General features: G+C 72.7%; 21 protein-coding genes. 7 read left to right on the top strand and 14 right to left on the bottom strand.

Annotated features, from left to right (window positions below; genetic code table 11):
- Nucleotides 1–100: 100 nt before the first annotated feature.
- The 5 genes from B0I31_RS12685 to B0I31_RS12665 form a co-directional block, all read right to left on the bottom strand.
- On the bottom strand, nt 101–598 hold the full coding sequence (locus B0I31_RS12685; RefSeq protein ID WP_106615566.1) for a (2Fe-2S)-binding protein: 498 nt from the start codon (nt 596–598) through the stop codon (nt 101–103).
- The gene (locus B0I31_RS12680; RefSeq protein ID WP_106615565.1) at nt 595–1440 is read right to left on the bottom strand and encodes an FAD binding domain-containing protein; all 846 of its coding nucleotides are present in this window, start codon (nt 1438–1440) and stop codon (nt 595–597) included. The genes B0I31_RS12685 and B0I31_RS12680 overlap by 4 nt, the downstream gene beginning before the upstream one ends.
- A complete protein-coding gene (locus tag B0I31_RS12675; RefSeq protein ID WP_245949844.1) occupies nt 1437–3758 on the bottom strand; it encodes a xanthine dehydrogenase family protein molybdopterin-binding subunit in 2322 nt (773 codons plus the stop codon). Before B0I31_RS12675 ends, B0I31_RS12680 begins: the two co-directional genes overlap by 4 nt.
- Before the next feature lie 161 nt (nt 3759–3919).
- A complete protein-coding gene (locus B0I31_RS12670; RefSeq protein ID WP_106615564.1) occupies nt 3920–5461 on the bottom strand; it encodes an ankyrin repeat domain-containing protein in 1542 nt (513 codons plus the stop codon).
- Nucleotides 5462–5726: 265 nt separating this feature from the next.
- Entirely contained in the window at nt 5727–6677 is a 951-nt protein-coding gene (locus B0I31_RS12665) for a helix-turn-helix transcriptional regulator (RefSeq protein WP_106615563.1), read from the bottom strand.
- Between the two features lie 60 nt (nt 6678–6737).
- On the opposite strand from B0I31_RS12665, the gene B0I31_RS12660 reads away from it, so the two are divergent.
- From B0I31_RS12660 to B0I31_RS12645, 4 genes are all read left to right on the top strand, one after another.
- Nucleotides 6738–7871 (top strand): epoxide hydrolase family protein, encoded by a 1134-nt coding sequence (locus B0I31_RS12660; protein ID WP_106615562.1) that lies wholly within the window; start codon nt 6738–6740, stop codon nt 7869–7871.
- 233 nt (nt 7872–8104) lie between these two features.
- Nucleotides 8105–11368, top strand: a complete 3264-nt coding sequence (locus B0I31_RS12655; RefSeq protein WP_106615561.1) for a tetratricopeptide repeat protein — start codon at nt 8105–8107, stop codon at nt 11366–11368.
- Between the two features lie 125 nt (nt 11369–11493).
- On the top strand, nt 11494–11928 hold the full coding sequence (locus tag B0I31_RS12650) for a YbaB/EbfC family nucleoid-associated protein (protein WP_106615560.1): 435 nt from the start codon (nt 11494–11496) through the stop codon (nt 11926–11928).
- Between the two features lie 116 nt (nt 11929–12044).
- On the top strand, nt 12045–13019 hold the full coding sequence (locus B0I31_RS12645; RefSeq protein ID WP_219910686.1) for a serine hydrolase domain-containing protein: 975 nt from the start codon (nt 12045–12047) through the stop codon (nt 13017–13019).
- On the opposite strand, the gene B0I31_RS12640 is transcribed toward B0I31_RS12645, so the two are convergent.
- The 7 genes from B0I31_RS12640 to B0I31_RS12615 all read right to left on the bottom strand — a co-directional run bounded on the left by B0I31_RS12640 (nt 12968) and on the right by B0I31_RS12615 (nt 18906).
- Nucleotides 12968–14038 (bottom strand): serine hydrolase domain-containing protein, encoded by a 1071-nt coding sequence (locus tag B0I31_RS12640; RefSeq protein WP_219910685.1) that lies wholly within the window; start codon nt 14036–14038, stop codon nt 12968–12970. The genes B0I31_RS12645 and B0I31_RS12640 overlap by 52 nt on opposite strands.
- 8 nt (nt 14039–14046) lie before the next feature.
- Complete coding sequence (locus B0I31_RS12635) at nt 14047–14952, bottom strand: DUF6895 family protein (protein WP_106615558.1); 906 nt, start codon at nt 14950–14952, stop codon at nt 14047–14049.
- Complete coding sequence (locus B0I31_RS12630) at nt 14949–15641, bottom strand: hypothetical protein (protein WP_106615557.1); 693 nt, start codon at nt 15639–15641, stop codon at nt 14949–14951. The genes B0I31_RS12635 and B0I31_RS12630 overlap by 4 nt, the downstream gene beginning before the upstream one ends.
- 20 nt (nt 15642–15661) lie before the next feature.
- Nucleotides 15662–15838: a hypothetical protein gene (locus tag B0I31_RS40570; protein ID WP_181320174.1), complete on the bottom strand. Its 177-nt coding sequence runs from the start codon at nt 15836–15838 to the stop codon at nt 15662–15664.
- 227 nt (nt 15839–16065) lie between these two features.
- Entirely contained in the window at nt 16066–17247 is a 1182-nt protein-coding gene (locus tag B0I31_RS12625; RefSeq protein WP_106615556.1) for an MFS transporter, read from the bottom strand.
- Nucleotides 17244–18020 (bottom strand): DeoR/GlpR family DNA-binding transcription regulator, encoded by a 777-nt coding sequence (locus B0I31_RS12620; protein WP_245949843.1) that lies wholly within the window; start codon nt 18018–18020, stop codon nt 17244–17246. Before B0I31_RS12620 ends, B0I31_RS12625 begins: the two co-directional genes overlap by 4 nt.
- A gap of 70 nt (nt 18021–18090) precedes the next feature.
- Nucleotides 18091–18906, bottom strand: coding sequence for a multicopper oxidase family protein (locus B0I31_RS12615; protein WP_106615555.1), 816 nt, complete (start codon nt 18904–18906; stop codon nt 18091–18093).
- A gap of 145 nt (nt 18907–19051) precedes the next feature.
- Between B0I31_RS12615 and B0I31_RS12610 the strand changes: the two genes are divergently transcribed.
- Entirely contained in the window at nt 19052–19453 is a 402-nt protein-coding gene (locus B0I31_RS12610; RefSeq protein ID WP_106615554.1) for a hypothetical protein, read from the top strand.
- A 3-nt stretch (nt 19454–19456) separates the two neighbouring features.
- Here B0I31_RS12610 and B0I31_RS12605 read toward each other — a convergent pair whose 3' ends face one another.
- A complete protein-coding gene (locus B0I31_RS12605; protein WP_219910684.1) occupies nt 19457–20923 on the bottom strand; it encodes a cellulose binding domain-containing protein in 1467 nt (488 codons plus the stop codon).
- A gap of 201 nt (nt 20924–21124) precedes the next feature.
- On the opposite strand from B0I31_RS12605, the gene B0I31_RS12600 reads away from it, so the two are divergent.
- Together B0I31_RS12600 and B0I31_RS12595 are read left to right on the top strand one after the other, a co-directional pair.
- On the top strand, nt 21125–22819 hold the full coding sequence (locus B0I31_RS12600; RefSeq protein ID WP_106615553.1) for an HAL/PAL/TAL family ammonia-lyase: 1695 nt from the start codon (nt 21125–21127) through the stop codon (nt 22817–22819).
- Between the two features lie 215 nt (nt 22820–23034).
- On the top strand, nt 23035–23685 hold the full coding sequence (locus tag B0I31_RS12595) for a winged helix-turn-helix transcriptional regulator (protein ID WP_106615552.1): 651 nt from the start codon (nt 23035–23037) through the stop codon (nt 23683–23685).
- Here B0I31_RS12595 and B0I31_RS12590 read toward each other — a convergent pair.
- Nucleotides 23682–24482: an AraC family transcriptional regulator gene (locus B0I31_RS12590; protein WP_106615551.1), complete on the bottom strand. Its 801-nt coding sequence runs from the start codon at nt 24480–24482 to the stop codon at nt 23682–23684. The two genes, B0I31_RS12595 and B0I31_RS12590, sit on opposite strands and share 4 nt — an antisense overlap.
- Nucleotides 24483–24517 lie beyond the last annotated feature (35 nt).

The raw sequence follows: 24517 nt of genomic DNA, 5'->3' as shown, positions 1-24517 counted from the left end.
CGGGTTGAAGCCGGGCTGATGTGACGGGAGCCGGGGTAGAGGTCCACGCGTGGTAGACCTCCGCGGTCGGTGTCGAACCAGCCGGGGCGGGAGGCCGTGGTCAGGCTTCGGGTGGCTGCGGTGGGGTGTCGGCGTTCGGCGAGTCGCCCTGGTCGCGGGCGGCGGCGATGGCGGTGACGATGTTGTGGTAGCCCGTGCAGCGGCAGAGGTTGCCGGAGATCGCGGTGCGGATCTCGGCCTCGGTGGGGGAGGGGTTGTCGCGCAGCAGTTCCGTCGCCACGGCCAGCATTCCCGGTGTGCAGAAGCCGCACTGCAGCGCGTGGTGGCGGCGGAACGACTCCTGCAGCGGGGACAGGGACGTGGTCGCCAGGCCTTCGACCGTGGTGATCTCGCTGCCGTCCGCCTGAACCGCCAGGACGCAGCACGAGCGGGCCGTCGCGCCGTCCAGCAGGACCGTGCACGAGCCGCACGCGCCATGCTCGCAGCCGACGTGCACACCGGTGAGGCCCAGGTCGTGGCGCAGGAAGTCGGCGAGCGTGCGGCGGGGTTCGCAGTCGGCGGTGCTGGTCTGGCCGTTGACCGTGACGGTGATCTTCACCCGCCCACCGCCTGCCGCAGCGCCCTGCGGGTGAGCACGGCCGTCATGTCGCGGCGGTACGCGGCCGGGGCGTGCACGTCGTCGACGGGATCGGTCGCGTCCGCCGCCGCGTCCGCGACCCCGGCCAACACCTCCGGGGTGAGGGCTTGGCCCCGCAGCAGCTCTTCCGCCGCGTGAGCACGGATAGGAGTGGGCGCCGCACCGGCCACGGCGATGCGGGCCTCGGTGACGACGCGGTCGGTGAGCGTGACCGAGGTGAAGACCGCCGTGATCGCCAGGTCGTTGGGGCGGCGGCTCAGTTCGGCGAGGCCGTGCCGGGCAGTCGGCGGTGGCAGTGGGACGCGGATGTCGGTGAGCAGTTCGTCCGGGGCCAACGCCGTGCGGTACGGGCCGAGGAAGAAGTCGCGGGCGTCGACCTCCCTCGTACCACCGGGACCCCGGGCCGTGAAGACCGCGTCCAGCGCCAGGAAGACCGCGGGCAGCTCCGCCGCCGGGTCGGCGTGCGCGACGCTGCCGCCCACGGTGCCGCGGTTGCGCACGGACACGTGACCGACGTGCGTCAGGGCCTCGGCCAGCAGCGGCACGGCCCGCCGCACGACCGGGGACGTCTCGGCGGCGCGCAGCCGGGTCAGTGCCCCGAGCACGAGCGTCGAACCGTCCTGCTCGACGCCGGTCAACGGCAACCGGGACACGTCGACCACGACCTCCGGCCGCCGCGACCGCGCGTTCAGCAGCGGGACGAGGCTCTGGCCGCCCGCCAACGCGACGGCGCCCCGCGCGAGCGCGTCCACCGCCACGTCCACCGTGGTCGCCCGGACGTAGTCGAACCGCGCCGCCTTCACCGCTCGGCCCCCGCCCGGATCGCGGCCAGCAGGTCCGGCGGTGTGATCGGCAGCGACGTGATCCGCACGCCGAACTCCGCCAGCGCGTCCTCCACGGCGTGCGCGATCGCCGCACCGCCACCGATCACCCCGGCCTCCCCGGCTCCCTTGAAGCCGCCGGGGATGTGGTCGGCGGGCGTCTCCATGTGGTTGATGCCGAACGGCGGCACCACGCCGGCAGTCGGCAGCAGGTACTCGGCGAACGACCGGGTCAGCGCTTCCCCCGACGCGTCGTAGGCCAGCCGCTCGTACAGCGCGCCGCCGATGGCCTGCGCCGCGCCGCCCTGGAGCTGCCCCTCCACGATCATCGGGTTGATCATCGTGCCGCAGTCGTGGGCGATGAGGTAGCCGAGGAGTTCCACGGCACCGGTCTCCACGTCGACGGAGGCGAGCACGGCCGTGCAGCCGAACGCCGTGGCGACGTTGACGGGGTCGTACACCTCGCGCTCGTGCAGCGTCGGCTCCTCGTCGTCGGGCAGCACGCCGTGCGGTCGCCGGTAGGCCGCGTCACCGATGGCCGCCAAGGTCACGCTGCGCCCCGGCACGCCCTTGACCGACACCACGCCGTCGCTGATCTCCAGGTCGTCCGGCGAGGCCTCGAAGACGTGGGCGGCGATGCGCAGCACCTTGGCCCGCAGTCGGGTGGCGGCGTTGAGCACGGCCGCGCCACCGACCGCGGCGGCACGGCTGGCCGCGGTGCCGTACCCGGTGTACGGGGCGGAGTCGGTGTCACCGGAGACCACCGTGACGTGGTCCAGCGGCACGTCCAGCGCGTGCGCCGCGACCTGCGCCAGCGCCGTGTGGATGCCCTGACCCATCGACGTCTGTCCGGTGTGGACGGTCACGCGCCCGCTCGAGTCGATGCGCACCGCGGCCTCGTCGAACCCGGAGTGGTCCAGCCCCGACATGTTGACGATCCGGGACGGCGCGAACGCGGACACCTCGTTGTGGAAGGCGTATCCGATGCCCATGTGCGCGCCCTCGGCACGCGCACGGGCCACCCGGTCGGCCCACCCGGCACGGCGCACGGCGTCGCGGCACAGGTCCAGGCACTCGGCGTACCGGCCGCTGTCGTAGACGAACACCGGGCTCTGGTAGGGGAACTCGGTCACGAAGTTGCGCCGCCGCACCTCGTGCGGGTCGAGGCCGAGGTGCCGGGCCAGCGCCTCCACCACGTGCTCGTGCACGAAGTTCGCCTTGGGCAGCCCGTACCCCCGGTACGCGCCGTAGGGCGGCTTGTTCGTGACGACGCCGACGACGTCCAGCTCGACCGCCGGGATGGCGTACGGCCCGGTCATGATGGCGGCGGTCGTCCAGCACGGGCTGAGGCCCACGGTGCTGAAGTTGGCGCCGAGCACGCCGTGCACGGTGCCGCGCAGGCCGGTGATCGTGCCGTCTGTCCGCGCCGCCACCTCGACGTCGATGCGCTGCTCCCGCGCGTGCACGGTGGCGACGAAGCTCTCCCGCCGGTCCTCGAGGAACTTCACCGGCCGCCCGGACACGCGGGACAGGACCGCGGCCACCACCTGGTCGCCGTAGAAGCCCGACTTGCTGCCGAAGCCGCCGCCGATGTCGGGCACGCGCACCCGCACCTTGTCCACCGACAAGCCGAGGACCTCGGCGAACAGCTCGCGGATCAGGTGCGGGCTCTGGGTGTTGACCCACGCGTCCAGGTGCGAGGTGAACGGGTCCCACGTCGCGACGACGCCCCGCGTCTCCAGGGACGCGCCCCACTGCCGGGCGAAGCGGAACGTCTCCCGCAGCACCACGTCGGCCCCCGCGAACGCCGCCTCCACGTCGCCTTGCGCCACCACGGCGCGGCCCGCCACGTTGTCCGGCCAGTCCTCGTGCAGCCGGGGCGCGTCCGGCGCCAGCGCCTGCTCCAGCGTCGTGACGGCCGGCAACGGCTCGTACTCGACGTCGATCAGCTCCAGCGCGTCCTCGGCCGTGGCCCGGTCGACCGCGGCGACGGCCGCCAGACCGTGCCCGGTGTAGAGCACCTTGTCGACCGCGAGCGGGTACGCGACCGTCTCGGGACCGCCGGGCGCCAGCCGCCAGATCAACGGCTGCGGCCGCCGCACCAGCGACTTCACGTCCGCACCCGTGACGACGGCGAACACACCGGGGTGCGCGGCGGCCGCGGTCGTGTCGAGGCGCACGATCCGGGCATGCGGGTGCGGGCTGCGCAGGATCGCCGCCTCCAGCACACCGGGCGGCCGCAGGTCGTCGATGAACACCGCCCGCCCCGTGAGCAGCCGCACGTCCTCCGCACGGCTCACACGTGCGCCAATCACCCCACCGGCCACGGTCACCCCCGGTCGTCCACCTCCCACCCTGGCACCGACCGGGAGGACGGGAAAGCGCTCAGTCGGGTTACGCGCTGCGGCGGGCGAGGGATCACGCGGCTACTCCGGCGGTCTCGAACCGAACGACCGCGGCCTCACCCCCGTTCGCCGCTTGGCGGGGGCGCGGTGACCGGTTCGAGCAGGTCGGTGGTCGGCAGCTGGTGGAAGTGCCGGGCCCAGTCGAGTGGGGTCGCGTCGAAGCGCCGGTCGCGGAGGTCGGGGTCGGCGCCCAGGTCCAACAGCCGGCGCGTGAGCTCGACGTCGCCGGCCATCGCGCTGTGGTGCAGTGCGGTCTCCCACGGCTGTTCGACCGGCGCGTCGCCGCGGCCGTAGGCGTTCACGTCGAAGCCGAGTTCCGCGAGCAACGTGACCGTCTCGGTGGATGCGTGGGCCGCCGCCCACACGATGAGGCCCGGGCGGCTGCGGCGGGCGTCGGTCACGGCGTCGGGATGATCGGCGCGGACCCGGTCGAGGGTGGACCGGTCGGCGCGGAACGCCGCGGCGATCAGGTCGCGCACGGGATCGGGGTCGGGTGGCGTCGCGCCTTGGGTGACGAGGTAGTCGGCGATCTCCGGGTCGCCGTCGAGCCGGGCCAGCTCGACCGGTGTCCGGCCGTCGCCCGGACTCCACGCGGGCCCGTCGTCCTCGAACGGCGAGTGGAAGTCGACGCCGTGCTCGACCAGCAGCCGCACGCGGGCGGGTCGGCGGTGCTCGACCGCCCAGCGGAGCTGGGTGCGCAGCAACTGCGCGGGTGTGTCCAGCTCGGTGATCCGTGTCCTCCACGGGCCGCCGTCGCCGGTGCCCAGCCCGTAGTCGAACAGCAGCTCCAGGTGCGAGTCGTCCGGCTCGAACATCCTGTTGTACAGGGTCTGGGCGTCGTTGGGGTCGGCGCCCGCCTCCAGCAGCAGCCGGCCCAACGCCTGCCAGTGCGGGTGGCGGGGCTGGCGTCGGCTGCCGAGCTCGCCGTGGCCGAACACCCCGGTCAGCAACGTGAACGGCGACGGCAGGCCGTCGAAGAGGTAGCCGTCGTCCGGGTCGGCGCCCGCGTCGAGCAGTTGCCGGGCCACCGTGAGCACGCGCTCGGCCGGCACGTCTGGGTCGAAGCGCGAGTAGACGAGGTAGAACAGCGGCCGCCACCGGAACGGGCCACCGCGCTCGGTCACCCGCCGAGGCCGCTCCGCGAGCAGCCGGCCGACATCGTCCGGACTGGCGGCCGCCGCCGCGGCCCAGATGTGGCGGGTGGTCAGCTCGGGACGTTCGGCCAGCAGCCGCCGGGCCCGCGCCCACCGGTCCGGCCCGTCCTCACGACTGTAGGTCAGGCAGGCGAGGCGGCAGAACTCCTCCGCCGGTCCGGCCGCGGGCGCCGCGCCGAGCCTGGTGTCCCAGCCGTGTTCGGCGACGGTGTCCAGGTATCGCACAAGCCGCGGCCAACTGGCGAACCCGTGTTCGCGGGCGACGACCCACTGCGCCGCGCTGAGCTGGAACCCGCCAGTTTGGTCGGACGGGACACCGGGGTGGTGCCGGGCCACCCGCGCGGCGGCGTCGGGGTCACCGGCCCGGACGTTCCGCTGCAAGGTACGGGCCTGCCGGCGGAAGGCGTCGAGGTGGGGACGGTCGGGCATGCCGAGGGTCGGCACGATGATCTCCTTTCGACTGCCTGATGTCCGCTCGGTCAGGCCGAAAGGAGAGCGATGGTGACACGTGGTGCACGCGCCAGGAGGGCTGAGCCCTTTCCCGCGGACCGGTGGCTTCCTGGCAGCCGCCACCACTCTAGCCCGGTCGCACCGACGCCCGCGGCCTCGTCAGCCCAACCGTCCGGCGCCACAGCGCAGGCTCCGTTGGCCGAGCAGACAGCCACCGACGCACTCATGCCGCCCACGACCTCCCGGGTAATTGTGGTGGTCAGGCGCGGGCGTAGCGCTTCGAGAGGGTGTGCAGCAGTGGTCGGAGTTCGTTGGGTGACTCGACGGTGAAGTCCATGCCCAGCATGCCGATGTAGGCGGCGATCGTGTCCAGGGAGTCGGCGCCGGTGACGAGGACCGAGGTGGTGTCGGTGACGGTCTCGACCACGCCGACTGCCGGGTGGATCCGGTCGAGGACGGCTTGGGCCGGGGCGTCGACCCGCAGGCGTGCGTGTACCTGCCAGCCGGTGAACGCGACACGGCGCATGGTGAAGCTCGTGTAGTCCTCGTCGTCGGGGAGGGTGGTGGGGGCGAAACGGCGGTGGGTGCGCATGCGTGGCGTGATCCAGTCCGCCCGGTAGACGTCCCACTCGCCAGTGGACGGGTCGCGGGCCACGAGGTACCAGCGGCGCTTCCAGGCGAGCAGGCGGTAGGGCTCGACGAGCAGCGAGGTGTCGCGGTAGTCGAAGCGGAACCACTCGACGTCGTGGATCACGGTCGCGATGGTGCGCAGCACGGCGTGGTCGACCTCGGGGTCCGGTGCGTCGGTGTCGGTGTTCTCCGGCGCGTGGTCGACGACCGAGGCCAGCGCCTCCACCGTCGGCCGCAGGCGTGGCGGCAGGACCTGTTCGAGCTTGGCCAGCGCGCGGGCGCTGGAGGCTTCGAGCCCGGCGATGCCGCGGCCGGCGCGCAACCCGATCGCCACGGCCACCGCCTCCTCGTCGTCCAGGAGCAGCGGGGGCAGCTTGCCGCCCGCTCCGAGCCGGTAGCCGCCCGTCGCGCCGCGGGTGGCCTCGACGGGGTAGTCGAGCGTGCGCAACCGCTCCACGTCGTTGCGGATGGTGCGGGTCGTGACGCCCAGCCGGTCGGCGAGTTCGGTGCCGCTCCACGACGGCCGCGACTGGAACAGCCCCAGGAGCGCGAGGAGCCGCGCCGATGTGTCCGCGGTCACTGCGACAACCTCCACGATATAGGAACCGTTCTTTCCTATACGCACTCTAACGTCTGTGTCATGACGAACACGGAGATCCGCCCCTTCCGCATCGAGGTCACGCAGGCAGAGCTGGACGACCTGACCGGTCGCCTCGACCGCACCCGCCTGCCGCAGCCGGCGCCGGGCGACACCTGGGAGCACGGCACCCCCAACCACTACCTGCGGGAGGCCGTGACGGCGTGGCGCGCGTTCGACTGGCGCGCCGCCGAGGAGCGCATCAACGCCCACCCGCACTTCATCACCGAGATCGAGAACCAGCCGATCCACTTCATCCACGTCGAGTCGCCGCACGAGGGCGCGACGCCGCTGCTGCTCGCGCACACCTACCCCGGCTCGTCGGTCGACTACCTCGACCTGATCGGCAGGCTCACCGACCCCGTCGCCCACGGCGGGCGCGCCGAGGACGCGTTCCACGTCGTCGTGCCGGACGCACCCGGCTTCGGCTTCTCCAACCCGGTCACCGAAGCGGGCTGGACCACCGCCCGCGTGGCCCGCGCCTACGAGACCCTCATGCGCAGGCTCGGCTACCGGCGCTACGGCGTCCACGGTTCCGACCACGGCGCGATGGTCGCCCGCGAACTCGGCATCCTCGCCCCGGAGGGGTTCCTGGGGCTGCACGTGCTGCAGCTGTTCTCCTTCCCCTCGGGCGACCCCGCGGAGTTCGAACGACTGGAGCCGCAGGACTACGCCGGGCTGGAGCACATGCAGTGGTTCCAGAAGGTCGGCGGCTACAACACCATGAACGCCAGCAGGCCGCAGACGGTCGCGGCCGGGCTCAGCGACTCGCCGATCGGGATGCTCGCCTACAGCGAGCTGTTCAACTCCTTCGGCAACGGCACGTCCCTGGTGCCGCTGGAGACGATCCTCACCGAGGTGTCGGTCAACTGGTTCGCGAACGCCGCCGCGGGCATGGCCCGGTCCTACTTCGACAACGCGGCCGCCCCCGCCGACGAGCCCGCCCCGGTGAACGCCGCTCCGACCGGCGTGGCCGTGTTCGCCGACGACTTCCAGACCATCAAGGTGTTCGCGGAACGCGACAACTCCAACATCGTGCACTGGAGCCGGTTCGAGAAGGGCGGCCACTTCGCCGCACTCGAAGTCCCGGAGATCGTGGTGGACGACATCCGGACGTTCTTCGCCGCCCTGCGGTGACCTCCCGGGAACGGCCTCCCGACCCCCGGTCCGCGACAGGCGGAGCGGGGGTTCGGGTTTTCTCCCCCGGTCGGCTCATCGACCGGTACCGGGACGGACCGGTCGTTGAATCGCCCGTTCGGGGTACGCGGTGGGTGATGCCCTCAATCGTGCGATGCGGTGACGGGATACTGGCGCCATGTCCGACGATGCGCACCGGCCACCGGGCGACGTGACGAACTCCGTGGACGGTGATGGATGTCATCGGGGCGGTGGTGCAGGCGGCCAGTGTCGCCGGCGGGGTGCACAGCGCCGCCCGGACCGGTGGCGCGGCGGGCTACGTCGCCAACACCGGTGTGCACATCGGTGACATCAACCTGCGGACCGGTGCGCCGGTGCGCACCCGGTACCGCGAGCAGGTCAAGCAGATCGCGCCCGGGGAGCTGGTCGACCGCGACGCCGAGCGGGCCGAACTCGCCGCGTTCGCCACCGACCCGGCGTGCGCGGGCAGCTACGCCCTCTGGCGGGCGCCCGCCTGGGCGGGCAAGTCGGCCCTGCTGTCGTGGTTCGTCCTCCACCCGCCGCCCGGTGTGCGAATGGTGTCCTTCTTCATCACGGCGCGGATGTCCAGCCAGAACGACCGCGCGGCGTTCGTGGAGAACGTGCTCGAACAGCTCGCCACCCTGCTGGACGACGCACTGCCGGCGTTGTTGACGGTGCACACCCGCGAAGCGCACATGCTCGGGTTGCTCGCCGACGCCGCCCACGTCTGCCAGGAGCGCGGGGAGTCGCTGGTCCTGGTCGTGGACGGGCTCGACGAGGACCGCGGGGTCACCACCGGCCCGGACGCTCACAGCATCGCGGCGTTGCTGCCGGCCGAGCTGCCGCCCGGACTGCGCGTGGTCGTCTCCAGCAGGCCGCAACCGCCGATCCCGCCCGACGTGCCCGAGCACCACCCGCTCCGCGACGCCGGTATCGCCCGGACGCTCGCCACCTCCGCGAGGGCGACGGCCATCCGCGCGGAGATGGAACGCGAGCTGAAAGAGCTGCTCACCGGCACCGACGTCCAACAGGACCTGCTGGGGCTGGTCGCCGCGGCGGGTGGCGGGCTGAGCCCTCGGGACCTGGCCGAGCTGACCGGCAGGTCGCAGTGGGAGGTGGACGACCACCTGCGCACCGTCACCGGCCGCAGCTTCACCCTCAGGGACGCGCACTGGCAGCCGGACACCGCGGTCTACGTGCTGGGCCACGAAGAACTCCAGACAGCCGCGATCACCATGCTCGGGGACTCCCGGATCGAGGGCTACCGCGACCGACTCCACCGGATGTACGTGCGCTACCGCGAAGCGGGATGGCCGCCATCCTCCCCGGAGTACCTCTTGAGCGGCTACTTCAACATGCTCAAGGCGGTCGGCGACCTCCCGATTATGATCACCTGCGGCACGGACCTGGCTCGCCACAACCGGATGCTGGACGTCTCCGGTGGCGACGTCGCGGCCATCGCCGAGATCGTCAGCACCCAGGAGACCATCGCGGACGGGGCACTCGCGGGCACCGCCGCGGTGGCGGCCATGGCCAGGCTGGCCGTGCACCGCGACCACCTCCGCAAGCGCAACTCCTACATCCCGCTCGAGTTGCCCGCGGTCTGGGCGGCGCTGGGCCAGGTCAACAGGGCGGAGGCCCTCGCGCAGTCCATCACCAGCCCGTACTGGCGGCGCAGGGCGCAGGTCGCGCTGGTCGAGGCGCTCGTCGCCACCGGGGAGCTCGACCGCGCCGAGTTGGTGGCGCACTCCATCGCCAACGCGGTCGAACGGCACGAGTCGCTGGTCATCGTGGTCGAGGCACTGGCCGGGGCCGGGGACCACGAGCGGGCGCGGGCCATCACCGGGCTGATCACCGACCTGATCGCGCGAAGCCGGGCGCTGTGCGCGGTGGCGCGGGCGATCGCCGAGGCAGGGGACGTCGACCAGGCCGAGGCGTGTGCCAGGTCGATCGACAACCGGCTCTGGCTGGTGCGCGCGCTCACCGCGATCGCGGAGGCAGCCGCGGACCACGGCCAGGGGGAGCGGGCGCGCGATCTCGCCTCGGAGGCGGTCTCGGCATCCAGAACGCTGTCCAAGTCCGAGGTGACTCGCGCGGCCGAGAACGCGCTGTCCAAGGCGCGCATCGTCGCCGGCGAGGATGACGGGTCACGCGTGCCGGCCAAGATGATCCGCTCCCGGCCGGTCGGTCCGAAGCCGGCCCCGGACCCCGGTGCACGTTCGGAGTTCGAGGGGGTGCCGGTCGACCAGGTCGGCGACTGCGACCAACTGATCCTCCTCGCCCGAGAAGCCATCGCGCGAGGTGACCTGGACCGGGCGCGTGACGCCGCGACCGAGGCCGAGGTCCTGGCGAGGAAGATCGGCAACCCGGTCGGTGACGGCCAGGCCCTGGTCGCGCTGATCAAGGCCGCGGTCGACGTCGACCGACTCGACCGGCTGCTCGCCGTCGCCGAGCTGATCACCGGGCACTACGAGCGGGTCCAGGCGCTGACCGCGCTGATGAACGCGGTGGCGGACGAAGACCTGGACACGGCCCGTGCCATCGGGACCACCGCGGAGGCTCAGGCCCGGTTGGCCGTGAGCGAGATCGAGCGGAAGCAGGCTCTGCTCGCCCTGGTACGAGCCGTGGTGCGGATCGGTGATCTGGACTGGGCGGAGGCGCTCACCGAGTCGATTCCCGCCTCCGACGAGCACACCGAGGCCCTGCACCTCCTGGCGGAGGCGTTGGCGGCCAACGGGAACCCCGGCCGGGCGGTGCGACTGGCCGACACCGTCCCGGAACCCGGCGAGCGCTGCCGGGTGCTCATCGGCATCGCGTGGTCGATGGTGAGAGCGGGCGACCGCCGGGGAGCCAGCGAGCTGGTCGCCCGGGTCACGACCTTGGCCGGCACGATCAGCCCGGTCGGCACACGGTTCCGGACGTTGGTCAAGCTGATCGGGATGACGGCCGCGGTCGGCGATCCGGCACAGGTCGACCGGCTGATCGGCGAAGCCGGGGCGCTGGTCGACGCGGTCGACGACACGACCTGGGAAAGGTCCGGGTTGATCCAGACGGTCGCCATCGCCGACGGTCTGGCGCGAGCCGAAGCGCTCGCCAACTCGATCACCAATACACACCGGCGGTACTTGGCGCTGACCGAGCTGCGCGGGGTCGCGCCGACCGACCCCGTCGACGAGAGACCCGCATTCCGGGGCGAGCCCTCACCGCTGGACGTCCTGATCGCCGAGGGCTCCTTCGACCGAGCGGCGCAACTCATCCGGTCGATACCCGATCCCGACAACCAGTGCGTCGCGTGGGTCGCCTGGGTCAGGCACGCCGGGCCGGCCCACTGCACGGAGCCGATCGTGGCGGTCCTCAACCAGCAGCGGTGGACGAAGGCGACGGGGTTGATCGCCGAATACGAACCAGCGGTGCTGGCCGTGCTCGTCGACGAGCTGCTGGCCATCTCGACCCCCACGTCGACATCACCGGCCTGACTGCGGAACGCGTGCCGCCGGGCCTGCGACCGGTCGGGTGAACCGGTCCCGTTCCGGCCCCCGCCGGACTCGCGGCTCCCTACACTCCCCCCACCACGGCACACGCGAGGTGAGGGCTGGGGGACATGGACGAGGGCGTTCTCGACCCGGACGGGGCCCGTGAGCGGATGGCCGCCTGGAAGGGCCGGATCGACAAGCTGGCCGCCGACACCCAGGCGATGAGCGACCGGATGCGGGCCATCCGGGTCACCGCGCAGGATCCCGGCGGCATCGCCGAGGTCACCGTGGACTCCACCGGGGCGCTGGTCGACCTGCGGCTGTCCGACCGGATCAACCGCGCGACCCCGGACGCGGTGGCACGCGCGATCATGGCCACCCTCGCCGCGGCGCGCGGCCAGGTCGCGGACCGCTCCCAGGAGATCATCGCCGAGACGGTCGGCACCGAGTCCGCCGCGGCACGGGCCATCTCGGACAACGTCGACCGCCACCTGCGCCGCCCCGCGCGACCCGCGCCGGACGACGACGAGGGCTACGACGGGCGTTCCTACCTGAGGGGATGAGCGGGGCCGGGCTCATACCAAAGTCGCACCACCGGTAGCCGATCGGAGCGTGTCGTCCACAGGCACGCCGACTACGGTTTGCCCGTCGTCGCGTGAAGAGTTCCAAGGGGTGGGTCTTGTCGGGTGCAACGCTTGCGGAGAAGTCGGTCACGCGCCTGGGGCCTCGGCACCCGGTGGCCGCCGTCGCCACGGTCTCGCCCGCCGGGACCTCGGTGGCGAGCGTGGGCGCGTCCGCCGACGCCGACTTCGAGATCGGCTCGATCGCCAAGGGGATCACCGGCCTCCTCTACGCCGACGCGCGGGAACGCGGTGAGGTCGGGTCGTCCACCACGCTGGGCGACCTGCTGCCGCTGGACGGCACCCCGGTGGCCGGCGTGACGCTGTCCTCCATCACCACCCACCGCTCGGGCCTGCCGAGCCTGCCCGCCGCGGCCTCGCCGGTGCGCAGGTCGCTGGCGCTGTGGCTGCACGGCACGAACCCGTACGGCGAAACGCTCGACCAGCTCCTCACGCAGGCCCGTGGCGTGCGCCCCGGACCGTCCCGCCCCCGGTACTCCAACCTCGGCTTCCAGCTCTTGGGGCACGCCCTGGCCGGCGCCGCCGACACGACGTTCCAGGGCCTGCTCCGGGACCGGATCGCCACTCCGCTCGGCCTGGACGTCTGCTACGCGCCCGCCACCCCGGCCGACCTGCGACCGGCCGCGCTCACCGGCACGACCAGGTGGGGCCGCAAGCGCGAGCCGTGGACGGGTGAAGCCTTGGGGCCGGCCGGAGGCGTCCGCGCGCGCATCGGTGACATGGCCCGCTTCGCCGCCGCGCTGCTCGACGGCACCGCCCCCGGCATCACCGCCCTGGACGCCGTCGAGGACTTCACCGGCCGGGTGGTGCGCATCGGCGCGGCGTGGATCACGATCGAGCGCGACGGCCGTGCCGTCACCTGGCACAACGGCGGCACCGGCGGCTTCCGCAGCTGGCTGGGCCTGGACCGTGCGGCCGGTACCGCGGTGGTCCTCCTCTCCGCGACCGCGATCTCGGTGGATCAGCACGGTTTCGCGCTGCTCGGGCAGCTGACCGAGGAAGAAGGCCGCTGACCGGGCGCGGTCGTGGTGGCGACCGGCCCTTCGACCGGGTGGGCTTCGCGCTCCACGAGTTCCCACGCCGCCTCGTAGGCGTGTTGCACGAACCGGCTGCCCACCGTCGGGCCGGCGTTGGCCAGGGCAACGAACGCGGTCCCGGTGGTGGGGCTGAACGCGGCGAACGCCGTGCAGCCGCGGGTGCCGCCGGAGTGGAACAGCAGGTCACGGCCCGATCGGTGGCGCACGTTCCACACCAGCCCCACCTCGTGGTGACCGGCCGACGCTCGCGGCCGGGCGACGTCGGCGCAGGCCCTGCCCAGCGGTGAGGGGCACGGCGGTGGCAGGTGGGCGGTCAGGTAGCGCAGCAGGTCGGATGCCGAGGAGCGCAACCCGCCGGCGGCGGGCAGGCCCGGTATCTCCCACCGCGGCCGAGGACGTCCGCGCAGGTGCCCGGTGACCTGTGCGGACGCGGAGAGGTCGGTGTCGTGCAGGCCCAGCGGACCCAGCACGCGCTCGGCCAGCAGTTGCCCGTAGGACAGGCCGGCGGCACCGGCCAGGGCCCGGCCCAGCAGCGCCACGCCGAAGTTCGAGTAGTGGTACCGACCGGGATTCCCGGGCCGGGTGCGGTGCAGCGCCGCGTCGAAGTCGTCGGCGCCGAAGTCGCGGTAGGGGTTGGTGAGCCAGTGCGGCAGCGCCGCCCGCCACAGGCCGGGTGGCAGGCGCGGCAGGCCGGCGGTGTGGGTGGCCAGGCGCTCCAGGGTGACCTCGCGGCCCAGTCCGGGTGCCGCGCCCGGCGGCAGGTGGCGCACGACCGGGTCGGTCGGGTCCACCTCGCCCCGGTCGGCCATCTCGGCCAGCAGCAGGCCGGTGAACGTCTTGGTCAGCGAACCCAGCTCGAAGCGGGTGCGTCCGGTCACGGGCCGCGGGTCCCGCCCGCCGGTCGTGCCGCCGACCAGGACCAGCCCCCGACCGCTCCGCCGGAGGGCGACCGCGACTCCCGTGGCACCGGGCACGGCGGCCGGGAGGTGCGCCACGAGGTCTTTCACGTGCCGCCGCCGAGCAGCCGGGACGTGGTCAGCGTGCCCGCGATGGTGGCCACCACGGTGGTGTGCTGGTGGTCGTGGTAGCGCCGCCACGGGTCGTCGTCGACCGGTTCGGCGTCCCGGGGCACGAGCCCGTCGCCGTGCTGGACGCCGGCGAACAGCTCCCACCGCGCCGGCTCGCACCACGGCTCGGGCAGGCAGGCGCCCACGATCAGCAGTTCACCGACCAGGTCCCACTGACCCGCCTCCGCCCACACCTCGAACCACGCCGGCAGCCAGTTCTCCAGGTACCCGACCACGTCGGGCGGCAGTTCACCCGGCATCGCGCCCCAGTCGGTCACGTGGAACACGGCGTGGGTCATGTAGTAGGCGGTGTACCAGTCCAGGGCCCAGGGCTGTGGTGTGCGGCCCAGCCACGTCTGCCGGAGCATGCCCTGGAAGTCGTCGTCGCGACGCAGGCCCGCCACGCGGTGCGCGTTGGCCACGGCCAGCCGGCGGTTGGGCAACACCTCGGTTATCGAGTCCGCAGCGGAGGTCTGTTCGAAGAGCTGCTCCAGCGCCTCGTGGCGCAAGCCGCCGCGGGCGTGGTGGACGTAGGTCTCCAGCGGGTCGGTGACCAGGCCGTGCCGCAGTTGACGCTCGTAGAGCAGGTCACCCGCGCGCAGCTGGCGCCAGGAGAACTCCAGCAGTTCGCGCGCCGCCCGCAGTTCCGCGCTGCCGGCCACGCCCTCGCGCAGCACCAGCGACGACGCCAGCGCCAGCTCGCACAGCGGCTTGTAGACGCTGTCGTTATCGCCGAGGTCGGCGGTGGCGTCGTCCTCGAACGCGCCCAGCTCGCGGTGGGCGTGCAACCAGCCCAGGGCACTCGCCGTGACCTCGTGGGCGGTGCGGACGACGGTGCTCATGCCGCCCCCACGAGGTGACGGGCGACGGCCAGGTCCAGCAGTCGGCGGGGCTCGGCGCCGACCCGGGGCTCGATGTGCCCGAGCAGCAGCACCGGGTCCACCGGCAGGCGGACGCCCGCGGCGTGCAGCAGGCAGAGCCAGCGGGTCAGGCGGCTCGCGGTGGCGAAGTCGCGGCGCAGCACGGTCCGCACCACACCTCGGCACAGCGCCAACGGCTGCGCCGCGACCACGTCCACCACCGGGCCGGTCGCGCCGGGGTGCGCCAGCGACGACAGCTGGGCCACCGCGACCGACCAGCGCTGCCAGTCCTCGGCCGGACCGAGCACGGCGGTCGGGTCCTCCGGCGTCGCGGCGGGCACGTCACCGGTCAGACCGGCCAGCAGCCGGGCGGTCGACCAGTCGTGCCAGGCCAACACCCGCTGCTCGGTCGTGACCGGTGCCGTGACCGACGACAAGAACTCGAAGGACGCGACGACCACGTCGACGTCGCGGGCGTCGAGCGGGCGGTTCAGCACCAGGTGCGGCAGGAAGACGTCCGCGCCCACCAGCCGCACCGCCCCGAGACCGGCGGCCGGGTCGGCGCACGAGTCGAGGAAATCGGCCAAGTCCGCGTCGCTTCCACCGCGCAGCGCACCGAGCACCCGACCGGCCAAGTGCGCGGCATCGCGCGCGCAGGACGACGCGTCCATCGGTCTCGGGTGGCGTCCGTCTACTTCCGCGGTTCCTTCGGCGTCGGGGGCGAGAGCAGCAGCAGGAGGATGCCTGCGGCGTTCGGCTCGGGCAGCGGCGGGTCGGCCAGAGCCGGCTCCGGCTCCGCCACCAACCTGCCGAGTTGCGCGATGTCCGCCGGTGCGACGACCGGTCGGATCCCAGTGTGAGCAGCCATGGAAGCCTCCTTCGTGGATGCCACGGCGTCGCCGTCGTGGCGGCCCGTGAGTGCCTACCCATCGAGTGCAGCACGACCGGCGGCCCTCGTCCGGTCGCGAGCCTCGATTCGGGCATACACCACCTGTGTGAGTGACAAGGAGGCGGTCACAGGCGTCCCCGAACGGCTGACGGCCGCCGACATCCGGAATCCGGGACCAGGCCGGTGCGAGCCGGGAGGCGACAGGGTTACCGCGTGGTGACGGGTTCCCCGGTCGGCACCGGGCGTGGCGCGAGGACGTTGGCGAAACCCACCGCGAGCAGGCACAGCACGACCGGCACGAGGAAGGCCACGTTCAGCGGGATCCAGTGGGTCAGGCCGCCGATCAGGGCAGGACCCGCCAGCAGGCCCACGTAGCCGAGGCCGACGACGCGGGCCATCAGCGCACCGGACGACCGCTGGTCCAGGTTGCCGGCGGCGGAGAAGAGCTGGGGGACGCTGCCGGACAGGCCGAGGCCGAACAACGCCCAGCCCGTGAACGCGAGCCACACCCACGGCGAGAACACCACGAGCGTGAGCCCGAACGCCGCCAGCGCCGCCCCGTACCGCACGATCGCGACGGGACCGACGAGCGCGGCGACGCGGTCGGTGGCGAACCGGCCCACGGTCATCGCCACCGCGAACGAGCCGTACGCGAACGCGGCCGTGCTGGTGGACGTGCCCAGGACGTCCTCGGCGTGCAACGCGGCCCAGTCGTTGGCGACACCCTCGGCCAGCATCATGGCGAACGCGATGGCGCCCAGCAGCCACACCAGCTTGGTGGACGGCTTCGCGGAGGGTGCCTCCGCCGTCGTCTCCTCCGGCTCGGGCCGGCCGTCCATCAGGAAGCGGCCGGTGACCAGCGACACCACGATGGTGAACACACCGCACGCGCTCAACGTCACCGCCGTGGGCAGCTCGGCGCCCAGCGTGGCCGCGCCGACCACCGCCGCGAACGCGCCGCCGATCGACCACATCGCGTGGAACGCCGCCATGATCGGCCGCGGATAGGCGCGCTCCACGATCACGGCGTGGGAGTTCATCGCCACGTCGATCGTGCCGTTGCCGAAGCCGAAGAACAGCAGGGCCAGGCCCAACGTCCACCACGAGTCGGCCAGACCGGGGAAGAACAGCGCGATGCCGAGCAGCACACCGGCCGCGGGCAGGAGCTTGCGCTGGCCCCACCGGTCGGCGAGCGGGCCGGCGACCTGCATGCCGATGAACGCCGCACCGCCGAGCACCAGCAGCAGCCCGCCCAGCGCGCTGTGCGAGATGCCGGTCGCCCGTTCCACGTTCGGGATGTGCACCACCCACAAGCCGACGGCGAAGCCGTTGAGGGTGAAGTAGACCCAGGTGGCGACGCGGGCCGCGCGGGGCAGGGGGGCGGTCACAGGCTCTCCAGTCGTTCGGCTACGTGCACGAGTACCCCGCGCGCGACCAGTTCGGCGCGCACGTCGGCAGGGGTGTCGGCATCGGTGACGAGCACGTCCGGCCGGTCCGCCGGGCAGACGTGGGCCAGCGCGGTGCGGTCGAACTTCGTGCTGTCGGCGAGCACGATCGTGCGCCCGGACACGGCCATCGCCTGCTGCTTGACCTCGGCGTCGGCCAGGTTGTGCGCGGTGAGCCCGGCGTCCAGGTCGACCGCGCACGGGCTCAGCACGGCGACGTCGAACCGCAGCGCGCGCAGGGACGCCAGCGCCAGCGGGCCGACCATGGCCAGTTCACCGGGTCGCGGCTCGCCGCCGGGCAGCAGCAGCCGCACCTCGGGGGCGTCGAGCAGTTCACGCACCGCGTGCAGGGACAGCGGCATGACGGTGACCGGGCGGCCGCGCAGGAGCCTGGCCACCTCGACCGCCGTCGTGCCGCTGTCCAGCACGAGCGTCTCGCCGTCCCGGATCAGCTCGACGGCCGCCGCGGCGATGGCGCGTTTCGCGGTGTTCGCGGTGGCGGTGCGGGCGGTGAACGGTGGTTCCACGCCCGCCGGGCTGAGCGGCACCGCCCCGCCGTGCACCCGGCGCAGCACACCGCCCGCCGCGAGCAGGTCGAGGTCGCGGCGGATGGTCATCTCCGACGCGCCGGTGACGGCCGCCAGGTCCGCTACGGCGACCTGTGCGCCGGAGCGGAGCCGTTCGACGATCACGCGGTGGCGGTCGGCGCTCTTCACGCGAGCAACCGTCGCAAATTATGTGCGTTCGAACAAGTGGTTTGTGCTTACGATCGCAGCGGCGCGGCCTTTACCCGGCCGGCGCCCAGACGACGTCCAGGACGCCCATCATGCCCAGGTCCTCGTGCGAGGCGATGTGGCAGTGGTAGACCGTGCGGCCCGGTTCGCCGCGGAACGGGACGGCGATGGACACGGTGGCGCCCGGCGGGACGTTCACGGTGTCGCGCCAGGCGCGCAGTGGTTCCGGGGCGCCGTCGCGGGACAGCACTTGGAACGAGTAGCTGTGCAGGTGGAACGGGTGGTCGGTGGTGTGCTCGTTGACGACGTCCCAGACCTCCAGCGTGCCCAGGCGGGCCTCCAGGTCAACGAACCCGCCATCTGTGGCGACCAGGTGGAGGGGAGTGCGCTCACCCGACCGCAGCACGCCGAGCAGCAGGTGGTCGCCCGCGGTGGCGTTGAGCAGGCGCAGGCGGGTCCGGCCGCTGGTCGGGGTGAGCACGGGGCGGACGGCGCCGTTGACGCTGACGTCCTGGCCGGTGCGGGTGAACACCAGCACCCGGTCGTCGCACGCCTTCAGCGACTCGTCGGTCGTGCCGGTGATCACGATCGGCCCGGCGAGGCCCGCCAGCAGCTGTCGTTCGACGTCGCCGTGCGCGTGCGGGTGGTACCAGTAGGTGCCGGCCACGCCGTCCGGCACGGTGAACTCCTGCGCGCTCGTCGCGCCGGGCGGCAGGTGGGTCAGCGGCGCGTCCACGGCGGGCGCGAGGGGCAGGCCGTGCAGGTGGAGGCTGCTGTCGGCGTCGAGGTCGTTGCGGAACTCCAGCCGGACCCGGTCGCCCTCACGGAGCTTCACCAGTGGACCGGGCGCGGAACCGTTGTAGCGCAACGAGTTCCCGGCCGGGGCGGCGACCAGGGACGGGAGTTTCCGAGAGTGCGATTGGTGAGTGTTCAGTTACTCTCTCGGGGAGTAGGCCAGTGCGCCATCGAGGTCCGGCTGGATGGCAGCGCATCCGTGATCCGGGTCGGCGGCCGTGGCTTGGGTCATCGGCGCGTTCGCGGACGACCTACCGTCCACTCAGGACGCCGCCGCCTTGGTGACCACGACCGCGGCACCCACGACCACGACCACCACCGTGCCGACCACGACGACTACGACCACCACTACCACGACCGTTGCGCCGGCCTCACAGCCCAACCCGGAACCGAAGCCGCGGCCGGAACCGGCGACCCAGGCACCGCCGCCTGTGGCGCAGCAGCCCGCGCAGAACCAGGGCTGCCACCCCGGCTACACGCCGTGCGTGCCGATCGCGGACGACGTCGACTGCAGGCCCGGCAGCGGCAACGGACCGGCGTACGTGACCGGCCCGATCAAGGTCATCGGACCGGACGAGTACGACCTGGACCGCAACAACGACGGCGTCGGCTGCGAGTAGCGGTCACCAGGAGAGCGGCAGGGCGGCGATGTAGTCGGTGAGCAGGCCGGCGATGAGCCGGTGGTCGTTGCCGGAGAAGTGCCAGTCGCAGCCCAGGCGGTCGAGGCCGGGGTTGTCGTAGTTCCAGAAGCGGACCCGGTCGTCGCCGCGGGCGTTGCGGTCCTTGACGACCTGCTCGGCGGTCGCGGCGAACAGGTTCGTGGCGCTGACCACGATGACGGTGCCCGGGCCGTACTGCGTGCGCAGCTTGTCCAGGAAGCCCTGGTACGCCGTCCGGTAAGCGGCGGTCAGGCTGTCGGGGGTCCAGGGCTCGCCGGGGTTGATGGCGGTGGAGAAGTCGTTGGTGCCCAAGCCGACCACGACGAGCTGGGGCCGCCAGGTGTCGGGGTTGCGCCACACGTCGCCGGCGACGTTCTGCAGGCCGCGGTCGTAGTAGGTGCGGAAGCTGGTGCCGGGCTCGCCGCCGTTGTAGTTGCGCACCATGCCGCGGCCGGAGTGGGCGTTGACCTGGTAGTCGGCGCCCAGGCCGCGGGCGGCGAGCGGGCCGAAGGCGAGGTCGGTGTTGGTGTTGCGGTCGACGCCGCCGGTGGCCGAGCAGTCGCGGGTGGTGGAGAGGTTGCCGTAGCCGGCGGTCAGCGAGTCGCCGATGAACTCGACCTGCCGGCTGCGGGCGGCGGGCTTGGCGAGGATCTCGCCGCCGGCGGCGGGCAGGAAACCGCCGAACTCCCCGGCGGCCCACGGGCTTTCGCTGCGCTTGACCAGGCGGACGGTGTGCTCGGCGTCGGTCAGGCCGTTGATCCACCGGGTGACCCGGCCGGGGGTGATCAGGCTGGCGACGGTGGTGCCGTCGACCTGGACGTCGTAGTCGTTGTCGGCGTCGTTGAGCACGATGCCGACGCCGGTGCCGCGGAACCGGCTCTCGAAGTAGACGCCCGGCCACGTGTACCGCGCGGTGTCCGCGGTGGCGCGGACCCGGCCCACGGTGTGCGTCCGGCTGAGGATGTCCGACACCGGGGGAGTGGTGGTGGTCGTGGTCGTGGTGGTGACGGTGGTTCCGGTGCACGGCGTGCCGTTGAGCGTGAAGTCGGTGGGCACCGGGTTCGAGCCGGACCACGAGCCGTTGAAGCCGAAGCCCGCGCTCGCGCCGGTGCCCAGGCGTCCGTTCCAGGAGGCGCTGTCGACCTCGACCAGCGCACCGGACTGGCGCACGGTGCCGTTCCACAGCTGCCCGACCCGCTGGCCGGCGGCGAACGACCACGCCAGCCGCCAGCTCGGGATCGGGTCGCCGAGGTTGGTGACGGTGACGTTCGCGCCGAAACCGCCCGTCCACTGGCTCGCCACCTGGTAGGTGACCCGGCAACCGGCGGCCGCCTGGGCGGGTGCGGTGGTGACGGCGGCGGCGATCAGGGACGCGGTCACCGCGGCGACGACCGCGCCGGCCACCGCCGACCGCTGACGGGTGGTCTGCACCTGTTCCTCCAGTGTCTGGGAACGCTCCCAGACGACGGTAGCGAAGAACTTGCCCGACGAGAAGGTTCGGCGCCGGGCGTATTGATTGGTGTACGGCGTCACCCGATCGCTCGGTTCGCCCGCGCACGTCCGGCCACCGGGAACGAGCGGTGCCACGATCGGCCGGCGACAGCCCGGCCCGTGCACGACGGAGGAGAACGAATGCTGGTCCCGTGGCGCTTCCTGGTCGTCCTCGCCGTCGGCGCCGTCACGGTGTCGAGCACGGCCGCCGCGCCGGCCGAGGTCGTGACCCGGCACCAAGGCCACTCGCTCGAACTGGACGGCGATTCGTTGACCTGGGACCGCATGGTGGAGGTCCTCGAAGCCGACCGCGTGACCGTCCGCCTCGGACTCAAGTCGCGCCAGGCGATGATCACCACCAGGCAGGGCGCCGAGGCGGCACTGGCTGCCGGGCAGCGGGTGTACGGCTGGAACCAGGCGCTGGGCCCGCTGAAGGACCAGCCGCTGCCCGAGGCGGACCGGGTCGAGTTCCAGCGCCGGGTGCTCCGCTCGCACGCCGCCGGCGTCGGCCCGGCGTTGTCCGACCGGGTGGCGCGGTTGGCGTTGGTGTTGCGGGCCAACACGATGGCGCGCGGCGCGATGGGTGTGCGGCCCGAGTTCGTGGACCGGATCCTGGGGCTGGTCAACGCGGGCGTGACGCCGCGGATGCCGGAGATCGGGTCGTTGGGCACCGGCGACCTGCAACCGATGGCGGCGGCGGGCCTGGTGCTCACCGGCGAACCCGCGCCCGCCCGCTTCAACGGCCGCGAGGGACCCGCGCCCGAGATCCTCGCCGCCGCCGGGCTCACGCCGGCGTTCCAGTTGGAGCAGGGCGAAGCGCTGCCTCTGATCAGTGGCAGCAGCGTGGTGACCGCCCGGTACGTCGACGCGGTGGTGCGCGCCGAACGGCTGCTCGACACCTACGACGGCGCGTTCGCGTTGTTCCTGGAGGCGACCCGGGCCGAGCAGGGCGCGTTCGACGCCCGCACCCACGACGAGCGCCGCATCCCCGCCGAGGTGGAGGCGGCCCGCGTCACCAGGGCGTTGATCTGCGGCACGGGCTGGATGACCGACGAGGGGCGCAAGGCGAGCGGCGACGAAGGCCCGCGCATCCAGGACGCCGTGTCGATCCGCGCCACCCCGCACGTCGTCGGCGCGCTGCGGCAACGGCTGGCCGACGCCCGAGGCCACCTCGAACGCGAGGCCAACGCCTCGACGTCCAACCCGCTGGTGTTCCCCGAAGCGGGCGGCGGGTACGAGTTCGTCATGGGCGGCAACTGGGACGCCGCGCTGCTCGGCCACGAGATCGACTCGCTCAACGCCCAGATCGCCGACCTCGGCGTGCTGTCGCAGGAACTGTCCGCGCGGCTGCTGGCCGACAAGTGGAGTTACCACCTGCCCGCCAACCTCGCCGGGGGAGAGGTCGGGCTGAACTCGGGCCTGGTGCAGGTGCAGACCGTCGCGGTGGCGCTGGTGCCGGAGATGCAGCAACTCGCCACGCCCGCCGGCACGCTGTCCCGCCCGGCGAAGTTCGGTCAGGAGGACCACAACACGATGGCGATGGCCTCGGTGCGCGCCCTGCACGCCAATTTGGACCGGCTGGAGACCGTGCTGGCGGTGCACGTGCTCATGGCGGCCCAGGGCATCGACCTGATCAAGGACAAGATGGCCGGGTTCCCGCTGGGCGCGGGCACGGACCGGCTGCACCAGGCGGTCCGCCGGCACATCGCGCCGCTGGGCGACGACCGCTACCAGACGCCCGACCTGGAGAAGGCGACCGACCTCGTCCGCGGCGGCGAACTCGGCCGTGAAGTGCGTGCCGCCCTTTCCCCGGAACAGAATGAGTGCGCGGCGTAGGTCGAGTGCGGTTACTATTCGAGTATGAAGTGATTGGCGCGGAGAGTGGGGCGGTGCCGGGGTTGGGCGGCCGAACCCGGTGAGCGGTTCTCCTGGACTCTTGTGGGGAGAGTGGGTGCATAGCCCGGCTATGCAGGGGTGTAGTGCTGAACGCACGTTGCGTGATGCTACTATCCGACTTGTCAGTCACCCCTGTGAGGAAGGCTCGGCGCACCATGGGCGTTCGGCGTGACTACGGCCAGTTCTGCGGACTGGCCGGCGGGCTGAACGTGATCGGTGAGCGGTGGACCCTGCTGATCGTGCGCGAGCTGCTGATCGCGCCCATGCGCTTCAACAACCTGCTGGAGAACCTGCCGGGCATCGGCCCCAACCTGCTCACCGACCGGCTCCGGATGTTGTCGGAGCACGGCGTGATCGAGCAGTTGCCGGTGGAAGGCGACTCGCGCGGCAGGATGTACCGGCTCACCGAGAAGGGCGCGGAGCTGCGCGAGCCGGTGCTGGCGCTGGCCAAGTGGGGCATGGGTTTCCTGGCCGAGGAGGACAGCAAGAAGGCCGTCCGCGACGAGTGGGGTTTCCTCGCGCTCCAGGCGATGATCGACCACGACCACATCCCGGACGTGGACGAGACCTACGAGTTCCGCGTCGGCGACAGCAGCTACGCCATCGAGGTGCGCGGCGGCGAGATCTCGTTCGTCCTCGGGCCGGTCGCGACGCCCGACCTGACGATCACCTGCGCGGCGGGCGTGTTCGTGCGCATCGGGGCCCGGCTGCTCACCCCGTTCGACGCCATCGTGACCGGTGACGTGAAGGTGGACGGCCCGCCGGAGTCCATCCACCGCTGCACCAGGATGCTCGGCCTCTCCTAGCGGGACGTCCGGGAGGCACCCGACCGGGCGTAGGCGCCGGGGGTGGTGCCCAGCATCCGGCGGAAGTGGCGGGTCAAGTGGGACTGGTCGTAGAAGCCGACCGCCGGTGCGACCCGGGCCGGAGGCACACCGTCGAGCAGCAGGCGCCGGGCGAGGTCGACGCGGCGGCCGGTCAGGTAGCGGTGCGGTGGCAGGCCGAACTCGCGGCTGAACGAGCGGACCAGGTGTTCGGGGGCGGCGGCCAGGCGGGCGGCTGCGTCGGCCAGGGTCAGGTTGTCCGTCACGTGGGCGTCGAGCAGGTCGCGCAGGGTGCGGGCCAGGCCCGGCTGAACGGCCGGCGCGGACGGCGCGCGGCGGGTCAGGTGGGTGCGCAGCCGGTCGCGGATCAGGGCCAGCCTGGACTCGGCCTCCCACTCGTCGCCGCCGTGCAGCACGCCGTGCAGCTGGTGCACCCGCGACCGCAGCGCCGGGTCGGTGAACGCCGGGTGGTCGACCGCCGCGCCGACCAGGTCCGTGCCCAAGACGGACGTGTCCAGGTAGAGCACCCGCTTGCGGAAGCCCTCGGCGGTGGCGTTGCGGCCGTCGTGCGGGACGTGCGGCGGCAGCAGGGCGACCGACGCGGGCGGCGCGCCGTGCTCGCGGTGGTCCAGGCCGTAGGTCACCGTGCCGGTGTCGACCAGCAGCAGCGTCCACGCGTCGTGCGTGTGCGCGGGGTAGGCGTGGTCGGTGAAGCGCGCGTGCAGCACCTCGACGATGCCGGGCACGACGGGCCGCCACGCGGAGATGTCGGGGCCCACGTCAAGAACGTACAAGACCGGGTCGCCCCCGGTCG

Origin of the sequence: Saccharothrix carnea (genome assembly GCF_003014735.1) — a bacterium.
Lineage (GTDB): Bacteria > Actinomycetota > Actinomycetes > Mycobacteriales > Pseudonocardiaceae > Actinosynnema > Actinosynnema carneum.
The sequence above is the reverse complement of the archived record's forward strand: the minus strand, read 5'-3'. Positions and strand labels throughout refer to the sequence as shown.

Coding starts and splice junctions, on each gene's coding strand:
- B0I31_RS12650 (WP_106615560.1), top strand. CDS start 11,494: ATGGACGAGGGCGTTCTCGACCCGGACGGGGCCCGTGAGCGGATGGCC.
- B0I31_RS12600 (WP_106615553.1), top strand. CDS start 21,125: ATGCTGGTCCCGTGGCGCTTCCTGGTCGTCCTCGCCGTCGGCGCCGTC.
- B0I31_RS12595 (WP_106615552.1), top strand. CDS start 23,035: ATGGGCGTTCGGCGTGACTACGGCCAGTTCTGCGGACTGGCCGGCGGG.
- B0I31_RS12635 (WP_106615558.1), bottom strand. CDS start 14,952: ATGAGCACCGTCGTCCGCACCGCCCACGAGGTCACGGCGAGTGCCCTG.
- B0I31_RS40570 (WP_181320174.1), bottom strand. CDS start 15,838: ATGGCTGCTCACACTGGGATCCGACCGGTCGTCGCACCGGCGGACATC.
- B0I31_RS12655 (WP_106615561.1), top strand. CDS start 8,105: ATGGATGTCATCGGGGCGGTGGTGCAGGCGGCCAGTGTCGCCGGCGGG.
- B0I31_RS12660 (WP_106615562.1), top strand. CDS start 6,738: ATGACGAACACGGAGATCCGCCCCTTCCGCATCGAGGTCACGCAGGCA.
- B0I31_RS12630 (WP_106615557.1), bottom strand. CDS start 15,641: ATGGACGCGTCGTCCTGCGCGCGCGATGCCGCGCACTTGGCCGGTCGG.